Source organism: Peptostreptococcus porci, assembly GCF_009695815.1.
Taxonomy (GTDB): Bacteria; Bacillota; Clostridia; order Peptostreptococcales; family Peptostreptococcaceae; genus Peptostreptococcus; species Peptostreptococcus porci.
Map to the genome: position 1 here is coordinate 546,978 of NZ_VUNE01000001.1, position 15,105 is coordinate 562,082.

General features: G+C 32.7%; 12 protein-coding genes. 8 read left to right on the forward strand and 4 right to left on the reverse strand.

Annotated features, from left to right (window positions below; translation table 11 throughout):
* Positions 1 to 3 precede the first annotated feature (3 nt).
* Positions 4 to 981: an LCP family protein gene (locus tag FYJ71_RS02415; RefSeq protein ID WP_154537206.1), complete on the reverse strand. Its 978-nt coding sequence runs from the start codon at positions 979 to 981 to the stop codon at positions 4 to 6.
* A 217-nt stretch (positions 982 to 1,198) separates the two neighbouring features.
* Positions 1,199 to 2,251 carry an LCP family protein gene (locus tag FYJ71_RS02420; protein WP_154537207.1) on the reverse strand — a complete coding sequence of 351 codons (1,053 nt, stop codon included), beginning with the start codon at positions 2,249 to 2,251 and terminating at the stop codon, positions 1,199 to 1,201.
* Positions 2,252 to 2,413: 162 nt separating this feature from the next.
* Here FYJ71_RS02420 and FYJ71_RS02425 point away from each other — a divergent pair, with 162 nt between their 5' ends.
* The 3 genes from FYJ71_RS02425 (at position 2,414) to FYJ71_RS02435 (ending at position 4,682) form a co-directional block, all read left to right on the forward strand.
* On the forward strand, positions 2,414 to 3,202 hold the full coding sequence (locus FYJ71_RS02425; RefSeq protein WP_154537208.1) for a Cof-type HAD-IIB family hydrolase: 789 nt from the start codon (positions 2,414 to 2,416) through the stop codon (positions 3,200 to 3,202).
* A gap of 39 nt (positions 3,203 to 3,241) precedes the next feature.
* The gene (locus tag FYJ71_RS02430; protein ID WP_154537209.1) at positions 3,242 to 4,234 is read left to right on the forward strand and encodes an N-acetylmuramoyl-L-alanine amidase family protein; all 993 of its coding nucleotides are present in this window, start codon (positions 3,242 to 3,244) and stop codon (positions 4,232 to 4,234) included.
* Between the two features lie 154 nt (positions 4,235 to 4,388).
* Positions 4,389 to 4,682, forward strand: a complete 294-nt coding sequence (locus tag FYJ71_RS02435) for a hypothetical protein (protein WP_154537210.1) — start codon at positions 4,389 to 4,391, stop codon at positions 4,680 to 4,682.
* On the opposite strand, the gene FYJ71_RS02440 is transcribed toward FYJ71_RS02435, so the two are convergent.
* Both FYJ71_RS02440 and FYJ71_RS02445 read right to left on the reverse strand, forming a co-directional pair.
* Entirely contained in the window at positions 4,598 to 5,071 is a 474-nt protein-coding gene (locus tag FYJ71_RS02440) for a hypothetical protein (RefSeq protein WP_235899045.1), read from the reverse strand. The genes FYJ71_RS02435 and FYJ71_RS02440 overlap by 85 nt on opposite strands.
* Positions 5,072 to 5,346: 275 nt before the next feature.
* Positions 5,347 to 6,342, reverse strand: coding sequence for a hypothetical protein (locus FYJ71_RS02445; RefSeq protein WP_154537211.1), 996 nt, complete (start codon positions 6,340 to 6,342; stop codon positions 5,347 to 5,349).
* 163 nt (positions 6,343 to 6,505) lie between these two features.
* Between FYJ71_RS02445 and scfB the strand changes: the two genes are divergently transcribed.
* The 5 genes from scfB to FYJ71_RS02470 all read left to right on the forward strand — a co-directional run bounded on the left by scfB (position 6,506) and on the right by FYJ71_RS02470 (position 15,102).
* On the forward strand, positions 6,506 to 7,879 hold the full coding sequence (gene scfB / locus FYJ71_RS02450; RefSeq protein ID WP_154537212.1) for a thioether cross-link-forming SCIFF peptide maturase: 1,374 nt from the start codon (positions 6,506 to 6,508) through the stop codon (positions 7,877 to 7,879).
* A gap of 3 nt (positions 7,880 to 7,882) precedes the next feature.
* A complete protein-coding gene (locus FYJ71_RS02455; protein WP_154537213.1) occupies positions 7,883 to 9,547 on the forward strand; it encodes an ABC1 kinase family protein in 1,665 nt (554 codons plus the stop codon).
* A gap of 92 nt (positions 9,548 to 9,639) precedes the next feature.
* Positions 9,640 to 12,099, forward strand: coding sequence for a single-stranded-DNA-specific exonuclease RecJ (gene recJ / locus FYJ71_RS02460; protein ID WP_154537214.1), 2,460 nt, complete (start codon positions 9,640 to 9,642; stop codon positions 12,097 to 12,099).
* A gap of 198 nt (positions 12,100 to 12,297) precedes the next feature.
* A complete protein-coding gene (locus FYJ71_RS02465; RefSeq protein ID WP_154537215.1) occupies positions 12,298 to 12,819 on the forward strand; it encodes an adenine phosphoribosyltransferase in 522 nt (173 codons plus the stop codon).
* 33 nt (positions 12,820 to 12,852) lie between these two features.
* A complete protein-coding gene (locus FYJ71_RS02470) occupies positions 12,853 to 15,102 on the forward strand; it encodes a RelA/SpoT family protein (protein ID WP_154537216.1) in 2,250 nt (749 codons plus the stop codon).
* Positions 15,103 to 15,105: the final 3 nt, after the last annotated feature.

Below are 15,105 nucleotides of genomic sequence, written 5' to 3' on the forward strand. Positions count from 1 at the left end.
TTTTTAGTTGTTGGATTCGTTGAATTGAACATCATTAAAAATAAAGTTTTTAAGTATCTTTATCGATTCTGGCTCAAACCGAAGGACCCATCCGTAGCCTCCGTAAATTCCACCAGTTGAATATTTTTCTGATGATACAATTGGAAACTCCATTTGTTTAATTGATCCTGTACCTATTCTCAATACATCGATACCATATTTTATCATTTTTGTTGTACTCATATTTGTACTGATATAAGGCGCTGCTGCCTTTATCAAAAATGGGTATTTTAGCTTAGATGTATTTTTTATCTCCTTTAGCAGATTGGAAACAATCATTCTCTGTCTGTTATCTCTACCAAATGCGCTATCATTTTTCCTTATTCTAGCAAAGGATAGTGCTTGGTATCCATTTAGTTTTTGTGAGCCTGCCTTTGTTATCAATTTCATTTCACCCTTATCTGGATTTTCACTCCATTTATAGGTTTCTGGTATAAATTTGTTCATCTCGGCCATTTCATCTTCGGTTACATCAACAGTTACACCACCTATAGCATCGATGATTGATATAAACGATTGGAAGTTGATTAATACAACATCATCCAAATCTATTTCGAAATTAGATTCGATAGTATCAATTAAAAGTTTTTCCTTGCCATAAGCATATGCGTGAGTCAGCTTTGAATAACCATAACCAGGAATGTTTACAAACGCATCTCTAGCTAGCGATGTTATCTTGATGCTATCATTTACATTGTCTATTGTAAGTATCATCATAGAATCTGTTCTAGAAACATTTTCGCCAGGTCTTGCATCGGATCCCAATATAAGTATATTTTTGATTCCGTCTTTATGGGCATATGAATGCTTTTCAAGAGATTCCGTGTCGATGTTGTTTGAATTTATTTTACTTAAATATGAAACCGATAGACCAAATAGGGCCAAAGGCGTTGCTAGTAAAACTAGAAGTAATATTATCGTTAGTTGTTTTAGTCTTTTCATAAAATTGCACCTCTCTATTTTAATTCTATACCAGTAATATTAAATTAGGCATAACTGAAGGCCATTTTTAAGAATTTGATAATTTTCGTAAAATTATAAAAAGCTGTAAGATTTAATCGAATCGAAAAAATCTTACAGCTCTGTATTCATTATTTTATTGAGGCGTGATTGCCAACCATATCTTAGGTATTATATGCCATAGTGTCTGTATATCAGTCTAGTATCCATATGATTTATATCTCGTATATTCACTGTCCTCGGCATACTGAGATTCTTTTCCAGAGGCCTCCCAATTTTTGTCAGCATCAAGAAGCTTTTGCTTGTCAAGCTTTTTATTGTTGAAAATAAAGTCGTGCAAAAATTCAACTTCATATTGTTCAAACGGTATTACATATCCAGATTCAGGTAATCTGATTTCGTTCTCTGGATGAAGTGGAAATTGCATAGTATTGATATGGAAATTTCCGATAGACAAAACTTCTTTTCCTAGAAGCATAATATCTGACGGACTCATATTCGTTTTCACATATGGCATGACAGCATCTAGCAGTTCTGGATATTTTGTAAATGATGTAGATTCGACCTTTTTAAGAATTGCCTCAATTAGAACTCTCTGTCTATTGTCCCTTTGCATTGTTCCATCATTTTTTCTGATTCTTGCATATGTAAGAGCTTGATAGCCCTTTAAATGCTGTTTGCCAGATTCTGTAATATATTCAATCTTACCTTTATTTTTCTTTTTATCCCATGAATAAGCTTCCTTGATAAATTTATTCATTTCATCAATCTCGCTTTGCTGGATGTCGATTTCGACTCCACCAAGAGTGTCTACTATATCGATAAATGTGTAAAAATCAACTTTTGCGTAATTTTGTATATCAAGTTTAAAATTATTTTCAATAGTTTCAATCAGTAATTTCTCTTCACCATATGCATATGCATGTGTGAGTTTTTCATAGCCATGATTTGGAATACTAACATAAGTGTCTCTTCCTAGAGAGGTCAATTTTAATGATTTATGCTTTCCATCGACCGTCAAAATCATCATGGAGTCCGATCTAGATACGGTCTCTCCGGGTCTGGCATCAGAGCCTATAAGCAGAATGTTTGTAATGCTATTATCATATTTATAGTCGTTATTTGCCAGTATCGAAAAATCGCCGTTTACCTGCATTGTCTTTAGTTTTGAATAAATAATACCAGCAAATGCTACAGGTATCATCACAACTAATATAGCTAAAATAATTACGAATTTTTTTAGCCAAGACATCTTATCACCCTCTTTTCTGTAAAAGTCACTACAATATTATAGTTTATATTTTTCATCAAGTAAATAGAAATATTAAAATTTTATGATTTAAGACGAATAATTTTATCTTGTGTTTACAAGTATGGTATAATATTAGATGAAAAAGAATTGAGGAGGTAATTGATGGTTAAATTAGTTGCAGTTGACATGGATGGAACTTTCTTGGATGATAATAAGAATAAATCTCCAGAATTTGGAAAAGTTTTGAATGCTTTAAAAGATAAAGGAGTTACATTTTGTGTTGCAAGTGGCAGGCAGATGGCGAGTATAAAAGGCGAATTTGCCGGGTATGAGGAAGGTATTGTATTCATTTCTGATAATGGAACTGTGATAGATGTAGATGGAACGACTTATTGTATTTCGATGTTTGAAGAAGATCTTTCAAAACAAATTTTAAATACTTTAAAGGGTATGCCAGATAAAAAAACAGTGTATTGTGGAGTAGAGTATTCCTATATAGATTCGGATGACGAGTTGTCAATTAGAAATGCGAAGCTATATTTACCAAAGCATGCCATTGTAAAGGATTTTTTTGAAATAGATGAGCCTCCTGTGAAGATTTCCGTATACTCTGAAAATGGCTACGACAGTGATTTTAAACAGCTTCAGGATAAGTTTTCTGATGTGGCTACAGTTTGTACATCAGGATTTGAATGGTTAGATATAGTACCAAAGGGCTCAAGCAAAGGAGTTGCTTTAAAGAGAATTCAGGAAATTCTGGGGATACCAAGAGAAGAATGCATGGCATTTGGTGATCAGATGAATGATTTTGATATGTTAAATCAGGTTTACTATAGTTACGCCATGGAGAATGCAGTAGATGAAATAAAACAAATAAGCAGATATACAGCTCCTTCGAATAATGAATATGGTGTAATTACTGTATTGAAAGAATTTTTCGACATTGAATAATTGTTATTGGTGCGAGTAAAATGATTAAGTGGTGATATTATGGCAAAAGATACCTATAATGAAAGAAACACCAAGCTAGGTGGAAAAAAAAGAGCTAACTCTGTTAGAAATGGTAGAAGAAATTCTAATAGAAATCAACTGAAAAGGAAGAGCAAACCTTCCAGAAGGTTAAATATAAAAAAACTGTTTTTTTTAGTTTTAGTGCTTTTCATACTGATTTTTTGCATATACAAGGTTACATCGAGCTTTATTAGTAAATTTAGGAGTGATAACAGTACGAAAACAGTTAAAACATTGAGCGCTGAGGAAATTCAAAAACAAAAAGACAATGTTATTAATATAATGATAGATCCTGCAAAAGGAGGAAATAACGAAGGGCTATCGACAAAAAATTTAAAGATTCCAGAAAAAGATATTAATTTGGATATTGCCAAATTAGTAAGTACAAATCTATCAAAATATAAGGATGTTAATGTGATTCTCTCAAGAGAGTATGATGAAGATATGCCCGTCAAGGAAAGAGCCAAATTGGCAAAGGATAATAAGGTGGATATCATCGTATCAATCAGATTGAATGCTCAGGCTAATGGTGATGATGCAAATGGGATTGACACATACTACACAGATCCAAAGGAGAAGCCGTCTATAGTTTCAGATGCAAATGAAGAAAAAAAGGACGACAATTCCAGTTCTGATACGACGAAGAAAGCAACTGCTACAGTAGATGAATCAAAGGAAGAAAAGAGAGAAGAGCTTTCAAAAAAACTGGCAATCAAAATTCAAGAGACTACAATTTCATTTGTTAAATTGAGAGATCGTGGGGTGATAAATCAAAACTATGATATTCTTAAATACGCTGAAATGCCATCAGTGATTATTCATGCTGGGTTTATTACAAATAAATCAGATTCGGCAATTTTGGAGGATAAGGAAAAATTAGGCTATCTGGCAGATGGAATTAGCAGTGGTATATTGGATTTTGTTGACACAAACAGAAGTGATATAAAGGCAGACAGAATTAATTATAGATAGATTTTATGCGAAAGCTTATAATATATGCATTAATTGTAAATGAGGTAAATAAGTGGATCATTACAAATCAGGACAGAAATTTTGGGATAGTTTATCCAAAAAAAAATGTAAGGCTGAGGGGATATATTATACTTCTTCTGATATTGTAAATTTTATGATAGATATTACATTTGATGCTATTATCAGAAATAAAATTTACAAAAAAGAAGGGCTGATTAATTTAAAAATACTTGATATTGCATCTGGGAGTGGTTTTTTCTATTTTGAGGTAATTGATAGATTTCTAAATTTTAGAAAAAATGAGCTTGAGGAGTTTGGTGACAATATATTAAGAGTAAGTAAATCGATAGACTCACATTTATCCTATGGTGAAGAACTTAGCATCGAGGATACGCTGATAAAGATAAAGGATAGTGTGTTTGCAATCGAAAAGGATAGAATTTCATAAATACGATACTTCTTAACAATTTTTTCTAATTGTTCAATATCCAAAGCGACATTGATTGGAGAACCATTGTCATCCTTAGATATGTTGCCACATAAATCCTGTTCATGAACAGGATATAATTCATTATCATTAACATCGATAACTTTGTTGAAATGAACATACTGCTTATTGTTCACGTAGCCTTCATTTTTTACTTCAACAAAACCTGGGATGTAACCGATACAAAAAGATTCTATCGATTCCTTGTGAAACTTGTTTGAGATTGGTAAAATCTTTGTTGTATTATTCTTTTCATCAATATCTAAAACAATTGCATAATCCAAAGAGTAAGTATCCTTGTCAACATTATCTAGAGCAAAAAAATTATATCTAACAACATCACCCAACATAAGTTTGTACCTCCGTTTTATTTTAGGAAACCTTTTTCCATATAAAATATTATCATATTTTATCGTATAAGTCTAGTCTTTTTTATAAAAAAATACAAAAATGACTATTATTTTATGAAATTACGTTTTAATATGATATACTATTTGTAGATTTATTAATAATTATGACATATTATAAAAAAATAATTTAAAAAAATTTTTAAAAAAGAGCCGACCAAAAATAAATTTTTGGTCAGCCATAAAATTAAATATTCGATATTAATATTTTTTAACGTTTAATTTGAATTATACGCACTAATAAATGCGTTTACAAATATTTGTCTAGCTTCAGATACTTGACTTGAATTGATTGGATTATCTCCCTCAATATCGTTAAACATTTGAGCTGCGACTTGTTGTAAATTTGATGCATCTCCACCACTTTGTTTGTAGCTAGCACCGGCACTATAACCTGCATTCTTGATTTCTCCTCTTATACTGCTGTTAAGACTAGAAACCTTTGGAACGAACTCGCTACTGCCCTCTGATATTATTTGATCTCTTCCACCATTTTGACTATTTGATCCAGATGTTTTGCCAGAGCTACTTGAAGATGAATTGTTCTTATTAGAATTATTATTATCATCTTCTGACTTGCCCGAAGTGCTGTCTTTTGACTTATCCTTGTCGTCTTCGTCGCTCGCCTTGTTTACATCGGTATTTTTGTCCTTGTCTTCAGCATTTGGATCTACAGGCTCATCCTGAGTAGGGGACTTGCCTCTTATTTTTTCAATATCAGTTCTTATTTGATCCATCATTTTCTTGAAATCCTTAAATAGTTCATCGTATTCTTTCAATTTCTTTTCATATGTCGCAGAGTCATTGACAACACTGTCCGACATTTCCAAAGAAACTGAATACATCTTTTTTAATACTTCTTTTGCATCAAACAAAGGCTTATATTTTGTAGTGAGATTACCCAATAGGGTTTCTCCGTTTTTTATTGAGTCCTTTGCAGTAATAGCATCCCTTTCAAGCTGAGGGTCTTTGCTTATATCGCTCAAAATTTTAAGATTGTTTTTCAAATCATTGTAGTAAGAAAGAACTTCTTTGTATTCAATTACAATGTCTTCAACATTTTCCTTTGTTATTTCAGTTATATATTCAATTTTCGTAGTAGTCGTTTGTGTTTTATCTGGTTCATTTGTGCTTTTCTTTGAGCAAGCTGCAAGTGAAGTTGCAACGAGCGAGACAGACAACAATGAAGCCAGAGTTTTTATAAAAAGCTTCAATACATACACCTCCCATACACTAATTATGTTCATTATATCACAAAACATAATGAAAATACAAAAAAATATTTTCTCTAATAATGTAACCTTTTGGAATTCTAGTAATTAGTGGCAAATATATGGTATAATATACAGATGGAAATTATATCAAGGAGGAAAAAAATTGAAAATGATACATAAATATAACATGAATGGACTCAACATAGTGATAGATGTAAATGGTGGAGCTGTTCATGTTGTTGATGATATAACGTATAAGGTATTAGATTACTATGAGGACAAATCTATTGATGAAATAAAGAATATTTTGCAAAGTGAATACAAAGAGGAGCAGATTGACGAATCGTATAATGAAATAAAGCAGTTGGTAGAAGAGGGATTGTTATACAGTGAAGATGAGTATGAGCTACATCCAAGCTTTGTAGATAGAAAACCAGTTGTGAAGGCTCTATGTCTGAACGTTGCTCACGATTGTAACTTGAAGTGCAAATATTGTTTTGCAAAGCAAGGTGATTTTGGTGGTAAAGCAGAGCTGATGCCACTGGATATAGGAAAAAAGGCGATAGATTTTTTGATTGAAAATAGTGGCAATAGAAGAAATCTCGAGATAGATTTCTTTGGTGGTGAACCATTGATGAATTGGAATGTTGTAAAAGAATTGGTTAAATATGGTAGGGAAAAAGAGATTCCTGCAAATAAAAACATCAGATTTACGATAACGACAAATGGAGTGCTGTTGGATGACGAGAAGATAGATTTTATCAATGAAAATATGCATAATGTGGTCTTGTCACTTGACGGAAGAAAAGAAATAAATGACGGAATGAGACCAACGGTCAATGATAGAGGGAGCTATGACGTTATTGTTCCAAAGTTCCAAAAGCTTGTTAGACAGAGACCGAAGGATAAATTTTATTATGTAAGGGGTACATTCACAAGAGATAATCTTGATTTCTCAAAGGATATTGAGCATTTCTCTGATTTGGGATTTGAATTGACTTCAATTGAACCAGTTGTTGATGATGAATCAAATCCATTTGCTCTTAGAGAAGAGGATTTACCAAAGATCTTTGAAGAATATGAAAACTATGCAGATATTCTTGCAAAAAGACAACTGAGAGGTGAGAAATTTAAATTTTTTCACTTCATGGTAGATTTGAATCAGGGACCATGTGTTATTAAGAGAATCACTGGTTGTGGTGCTGGAAATGAGTATCTTTCAGTCGTTCCTAATGGAGATATTTTCCCATGTCATCAATTTGTGGGTAAAGATGAATTTGTTTTGGGAAATATAAATGATACTGAAATTCTAATTCCGGAAAGTGTAAAGAGTATGTTTAAAAATGCTCATGTGTATAATAAAGAAAAGTGCAAGACCTGTTGGAATAAGTTTTATTGCTCAGGTGGTTGCCACGCAAATGCGATAAACTTTAATGGTGATATTTCTAAGCCTTATGATTTAGGGTGTGAAATGCAAAAGAAAAGAACAGAGTGTGCGATAATGATACAGGCAAAGTTATTGACTGAGGGTGAGTAATATATGAGAGTAAGCTATAAATATCTTGGAAGATATAGAGAAATTGCATCAGTACTTGTTAAATATGGGTTTGGATTTATCGTTGATAAGCTAAACAAAGATTCGGTTGCGGGAAAGATTATGACAAAGGCTCCGAAAGACGATGTCAAAGCCATGACGACTGGTCAACGTTTGAGACGAGCTTTTGAGGAGCTGGGACCTACATATATAAAAATAGGTCAAATTGTGAGCACGAGAAAAGATCTCTTTGACGATGAGATAATTGAAGAGCTTAGCAAATTGAGGGATGACGTAGAGCCTTTTGATGATACGATTGCGATGGGAATTATTGAAGAGGAGTTAGGCTCAAGCATAGAGGATGTTTTTTCGTTTATAAGCTCAAAGCCGATTGCAGCAGCTTCCATTGGTCAGGTATATGAAGGTGTGCTAAAAGATGGAAAAAAAGTCGTAATCAAGGTGCAAAGACCCGGAATTGACAATATTATAAAAGCTGATATTAGCATATTAAAAAGAATCTCAAGCAATTTGGATATGTTTAAAAAAGATTGGAACATAGATATTTACGAGCTTATCTCTGAAATGGAAATTCAACTAATTAGGGAGTTGGATTACAAATTTGAAGCTGTTAATGGAATGAAGCTTGGCAGCATTTTCAAGCATAGTAGGGAAGTAGTTATTCCAGAGATATATAATGACTACACGACAAAAAAAATGTTGGTTATGGAAAAGATTGAAGGGATATGTCTTTCTGATATTGACAGGCATAATAAGAGTGATCATGAAAAAAGGGCGATTGTAGAAAGAGGAGTCAAATCCTTCTTTAGACAGGTAATGACATGTGGTTTTTTTCATGCAGATCCACATCCGGGAAATATCTTTATAATGGATGACGATAGGATCGCGTATGTTGATTTCGGTATGATTGGAATTATCGACGACAGAACTCTGTCATACTTAAATCAGCTTATTCTATCTTCTACTAACAAAAATATTGACAAGATTATTCGTATTTTGACAGATATGAATGCATTGCCAGCTAACAACAATGACGAAATGCTAAGACGGGATTTGTTGTTTTTGATTCACTATTATTACGATATTCCTTTTGACAAGTTGAGTATTGCTGAAATTTTGGATGAAGTCTTTAGATTTATGAGAAATTACAGGATTACGTTGCCTTCTCAGCTTGTTATATTAGGTAAGACGATGATCACTTTGGAGGGTACGGCGAGAGGGCTATATGAAGATTTTAGCGTAGAGACAATCGCCAGCTCATACCTAAAATATTATAGACAAGAGAAACTTGATTTAAAAAGAAATCTAAAGAATGCCAAATACAATTTGGATGAGTATTATTATGATTTGATTAGAGTTCCGAATCAAATAAAGACGATACTTGGAATTCTGGAAAAAAACAATATGAAACTTGATATAGGCGAATTTAGATCTCCAAAGCTTGAGGAGTCGATCAGAAAGCTTATGACGCTGATATCAATGAGTATCACACTGGCTGCGTGTATTATTGGATCGTCATTGATATTGGCATCTTCTAATATCGAAAAGAATGCCACAATAAGATATGTAAGCATAAGTGGGTTTATTCTGTCGTTTATAATAGGCATAGTTCTTATTTTCATGATTTTGAAAAATAACTATAAAAATAGATAAAATTTATAAAAAAATATATAGATGATAAAAAAATCAGATATTAAATAAATAGATATTAAATAAATAGATATTAAAATAAAGGTAAATAGATTATGAAGAAATGGACATTAAAATGTAAATCTAAGCCCAGTGGCAATAAGTTTACAATTGAAAAGGGAATTTCGGATGAAATTGCTCAAATAATGATAAATAGGTCGGTGGCAGATGATGATCTAGATATGTTTTTAAATCCAAGTCTAGATTTTTTAAGGAATCCATTTTTGCTTAAAGACATGGATAAAGCGGTCGAAAGAATATATTCAGCTTTTTCGAGAAATGAAAAAATATTTGTTTACGGAGATTATGATGTCGATGGAGTGTCTTCAACATCAATTATGATGATATTTTTCGACAATATTGGCTACAAAAACGTTGATTATTATATTCCGAACAGATTAGAAGAAGGATATGGACTTAATACAGATGCAATTGACTATTTAAAAGAAAATAATGCAGATTTGATAATTACGGTAGATTGCGGAATTACTTCTGTAAACGAGGTGGAATACGCCAGAGAAAAAGGAATAGATGTTATAATAACTGATCATCATGAATGTCAGGAAAAACTTCCGAATGCGGTTGCAGTAATCGATCATAAAAGACCGGATTGTGATTATCCATTTAAAGGGTTATGCGGCTGTGGGATTGCCTTTAAATTAATTCATGCTTTGAGTGGAGATGATTTTTACAAAGATATCTACAAGTATCTGGAAATAGTTTCACTCGCTACAATATGTGATATGATGCCTGTTCTAGATGAAAATAGGATTATTGTAAAAAATGGCTTTGAAATAATAGGAAAGGGCGAAAATCTTGGAATGAAGGCTCTTATTGAAGTATGTGGATTGGTAGATACGAAGATTAACAGCTCGCATTTGGGGTTTGCACTTGGGCCGAGAATCAACGCCTCTGGAAGGCTAGGCTTTTCGAATCTGGGGGTCAAGTTATTTACAACAAAGGATACAGAGGAGGCAAAACAAATTGCCGAAATCATGGATATCAATAACTCGAAAAGACAAGAAATAGAATCAGATATTTTTTTCAAAGCGGAAGAGTTGATTGAAAAAAATAGCTCTAAAGATGACAAGGTATTAGTCTTGGCTTCTGAGGGATGGCATCATGGAATAATAGGTATTGTGGCTTCGAAAATAACTGAAAAATACTATAAGCCTTGCGTTTTATTGTGCATAGAAGATGGTATGGCAGTTGGATCTGCAAGATCTATCAAAGGATTTGACTTGTTTTCAGCACTGTTTCAATGCAAAGAATTTATGGTCAAATTTGGTGGGCATGAACAAGCTGCTGGAATGACGGTAAGGGAAGAGGATATCGAAAATCTAAGAGTTAAGCTAAACCACGTTGCAGACTATTCTTTGTCAAATGAAGATTTGATCGAGGAAATTAAAATTGAATATGAAATATCTGAGGATAGTCTTAACCTAGAGTTTGTGGATAGCCTTCATGACCTAGAACCATTTGGAATAAATAATCCAACGCCATATTTTTTGATAAGGGACTGCATTGTTAAAAGCAGATACCTTATTGGTAAGGATAAAAACCATCTGAAAATAGGCATTGAAAAAGGAAAAAGCTTTGAGTGTGTAGGATTTGGTATGGCACACTTATCGGAATTATTTGAGGTTGGAGATAGTATAGATTTGGTATTTAAGGCAGACAAAAATACATTTAATGGAAATACGAAAGTTCAGCTTTTAATTAAGGATATTAGATTAAATAAAACAAAGTCAGTTTATAAACATACCAATTTTTTTGGTGAGTATGCTAATAATGTTTTGAGTTATTGTGAAAGGGTAATAAATGATAATAATAGTGATTGTGCTAACAGTCATTACCCTGATTTAGAAAGACACAGCAGCATTGTGGATAGCATCGTCAATCGTAAGAACAAAAGAGTTGAAAATATAGCTGAGTTATTTGATGGGAAAAATTTGTTTATTATAAATACGTTAAATGGAATGTTTAGATTATTTTCCGACATAAATATATTGAACAATGAAAAAATAGAGTTCATTTTCATATCAAATATTGATAAAAGAGATATTAAAGGATATAATAAAATTATTATGTATGATTATCCAAATAATTTGGATGAAGTTTATTATTTACTTAAAGAAAAAGATGAAAATACTGATATTATTATGAATGTTAATGAAAGTGATTTTGTACATTTAATGAGAAAGTTTTCTAACATGAAATTTGACAGGAATAAGTTTGTTAAAATTTACAAATATTTAAACAATCTGTCTATTGGTGAGATAAATATTGGGGAGCTGGTCGAAAATACTGGTGTGCCAGTAATTAGTGTATTGCTGATTATCAATATATTGAAAACAGAGGACTTAATAGATTTTAATATCGATCTGGAAAATGGAACTATTAATTTTAAAATATTGCCAAAACCTGAAAAAAAGGTTAATCTTGAAGAGAATGTTATCGTAAAAAAGATATCTAGTGATTTAGATGGATTTATTAAAATGTACGGCTTGGATTAAATAGGTTTTGATTAGATTAATTGAGATTTAAAAAATTAGATTAAACATATTGAAATTTAACTATAAACAATCAAATTAAGTAATATAAGTTAAAGAATATAAATTAAACAATATAAATTAAACAATATAAATTAAACAATATAAATAAGAAAATATAATACATATAGACTAAATATATAAATATTTATGGAGGCAAGCATGGACTTATCAAAAAAAATTAGAGAAATTGAGGATTTTCCAAAGCCAGGGATTGGATTTAAGGATATTACAACACTTTTAAAAGATGGAGAAGCATTTAAATATACAGTTGACTGCATATCTGAAAATCTTAGAAGGCATAATGTGGACATTATTGTAGGACCTGAGGCTAGAGGATTTATTTTAGGGACACCTGTTGCATATAATTTAGGTGTGGGCTTTGTGCCAATAAGAAAACCGGGAAAATTACCTGGAAAAGTAGAATCCTATGAATATAGCCTTGAATATGGAACAGATGTTCTCGAAATACATGAGGATGCAATAACAAAAGGGATGCGTGTGGCAATAGTCGACGATTTATTGGCTACTGGTGGAACTGTTGCAGCTGCCACAAAATTGATTGAAAAACTTGGTGGAGAAGTGGTTTCTATAGAATTTTTGATTGAACTGGACTTCTTAGATGGTAGAAAAAAACTTGATGGTTATAATGTAAATACTTTAGTTCATTATTCTGAAGAGTAATCAGATGACGGTCAGTTTGAAAGGGGTGAAATTATGAGCGATAACGAAAAAGTTTATGATGAAGATTTGAAAAAATTAATAAATAAAATATTGTCATATTCACCTGATGCTGATTGTGAAAAGGTGGTAAAGGCATATTATCTCTCCAAGAAAGCTCATGAAAACCAGTTCAGAAAATCTGGAGAGCCGTATTTTATTCATCCGGTAGCGGTTGCAAATATATTGGCAGATATGCAGCTGGATGTAGATACGATTTGTGGCGGTCTTTTACATGACGTTGTTGAAGATACTGAATATGAAGAAAAAGATATAGAAGAAATGTTTGGCAAGGACGTAGCTATTTTGGTTGATGGGGTAACAAAGCTTGGTAAGATAAAGTATATGACTAAGGAAGAATCTCAATCTGAAAACCTAAGAAAGATGTTTCTTGCAATGGCAAAAGACCTGAGAGTTATTCTGATAAAACTGGCGGATAGGCTTCACAATATGAGAACTTTAGAGTATATGAATCCCCAAAAAGCCAAGTATAAGGCTCAGGAAACTTTGGATATATATGCAGGTATTGCTAATCGACTTGGTATTTCCAAAATCAAATGGGAATTGGAGGATTTGTCTCTAAGATATTTGGATCCAGAAGGATACTACAACTTAGTAAAAAAAGTAAGAATGAAAAGAGAGCAGAGAGAGTCATATATTGAGGATATTGTAAAGCTCTTAAAAGAAAATTTTACAAAATCAAGCATTCCTTGTGATGTATATGGTAGACCAAAGCATTTTTATAGTATATATAGAAAAATGAAAATCAAGGATAAGAGCTTTGACGAGATATATGATTTGATAGCAATCAGAGTAATTGTAGATTCTGTGAAGGACTGTTATGGCGTTTTAGGTATTATTCATACTCTTTGGAAACCAATGCCAGGTAGATTTAAAGATTATATAGCGATGCCAAAGCCCAATATGTATCAATCTTTGCATACTACTGTTATTGGTTCCGATGGGGAACCGCTTGAGATACAAATTAGAACTCACGAAATGCATGATATTGCCGAATATGGTATTGCCGCCCACTGGAAATATAAGGAAGGCAAGTCTGATGAGGCTATTTCAAGTGTCGATGAGAGATTACAGTGGCTTAGAAGGATGATGGAGTGGGAGAAAGATGTTACCGATCCACATGAATTTCTTGACGCTTTGAAGGAAGATGTATTTAATTCTCAGGTTTATGTATTTACCCCTCAGGGTGAGGTAGTAGAGTTGCCAAATGGATCTATTCCAGTAGATTTTGCCTACAGAATTCACTCGAATATAGGCAACAAATGCATTGGAGCAAAGGTAAATGGAAAAATAGTTTCCTTTGAATACAAGCTGAGAAATGGTGATATTGTCGAGATTCATACTTCTTCAAATTCTCCGGGACCTAGCAGGGATTGGCTCAATATGGTCAAAACCTCCAATGCGAGAAATAGAATCAGGCAGTATTTTAAAAAAGAGAGAAGAGAAGAAAATATTGAGCGTGGTGTCGCCATATTAGAAAAAGAATTCAAACGATTGAATCTAAATAAAAATGATGAAAATGTTCAAACTGCTTTGAGAGAGGTTTCTAAAAAGTTTAATCAACCAGATTATGACGATTTTTTGGCGACTGTCGGGTATGGTGGAATTGCAGGCAATCAAGTTGTAACAAAGGTTAGAGACTTTATTTTAAAAGATGCTAGAAAGCAGGAAAAAGAGCAAAAAATAAATCAAGAGGAAGATATTGAAAAGCATAATGCTCTGGAAAATGAAAAGCTAAAAACTGCAGCAAAATCAAAAAAGAGAGAAAAAAGACATACAGGTGTTCAAGTTGATGGATTGGATGGTATTTATGTAAGATTTGCAAAATGCTGTAGTCCGCTTCCAGGTGATGATATAGTTGGATATATCACTAGGGGAAGAGGTGTGACAGTTCATAGAACTGATTGCGAGAATATTATTAGAGATAAAGAAAATAATGCTGGAAAAATGATTAATGTTTCATGGGTTGAGGATAATGATTCGAGATTTGAGGCGGATATTCAATTGAAGGCAAATGATAGAAGAGGAATTCTAAACGAGATAACGCACGTGATTTCAAATGAAAAGGTAGGGCTAAATGGAATTTATGCTAGAAAGGGATCAGAGATCGGCATTACGATCGATTTGACACTAGAGGTAAATGGGATCGAGCAACTGAATCACGTGATGAGAAAGTTAAACAATATACCTGGTGTAGAGGATACATACAGAGTTCATAGTAGATAGAGG

Bases quoted from the DNA above. Each gene is read 5' to 3' on its own strand.
- FYJ71_RS02415 (WP_154537206.1), bottom strand. From the start codon at position 981: ATGAAAAGACTAAAACAACTAACGATAATATTACTTCTAGTTTTACTA.
- FYJ71_RS02420 (WP_154537207.1), bottom strand. From the start codon at position 2,251: ATGTCTTGGCTAAAAAAATTCGTAATTATTTTAGCTATATTAGTTGTG.
- FYJ71_RS02425 (WP_154537208.1), top strand. From the start codon at position 2,414: ATGGTTAAATTAGTTGCAGTTGACATGGATGGAACTTTCTTGGATGAT.
- FYJ71_RS02430 (WP_154537209.1), top strand. From the start codon at position 3,242: ATGGCAAAAGATACCTATAATGAAAGAAACACCAAGCTAGGTGGAAAA.
- FYJ71_RS02435 (WP_154537210.1), top strand. From the start codon at position 4,389: ATGATAGATATTACATTTGATGCTATTATCAGAAATAAAATTTACAAA.
- FYJ71_RS02440 (WP_235899045.1), bottom strand. From the start codon at position 5,071: ATGTTGGGTGATGTTGTTAGATATAATTTTTTTGCTCTAGATAATGTT.
- FYJ71_RS02455 (WP_154537213.1), top strand. From the start codon at position 7,883: ATGAGAGTAAGCTATAAATATCTTGGAAGATATAGAGAAATTGCATCA.
- recJ (WP_154537214.1), top strand. From the start codon at position 9,640: ATGAAGAAATGGACATTAAAATGTAAATCTAAGCCCAGTGGCAATAAG.
- FYJ71_RS02465 (WP_154537215.1), top strand. From the start codon at position 12,298: ATGGACTTATCAAAAAAAATTAGAGAAATTGAGGATTTTCCAAAGCCA.
- FYJ71_RS02470 (WP_154537216.1), top strand. From the start codon at position 12,853: ATGAGCGATAACGAAAAAGTTTATGATGAAGATTTGAAAAAATTAATA.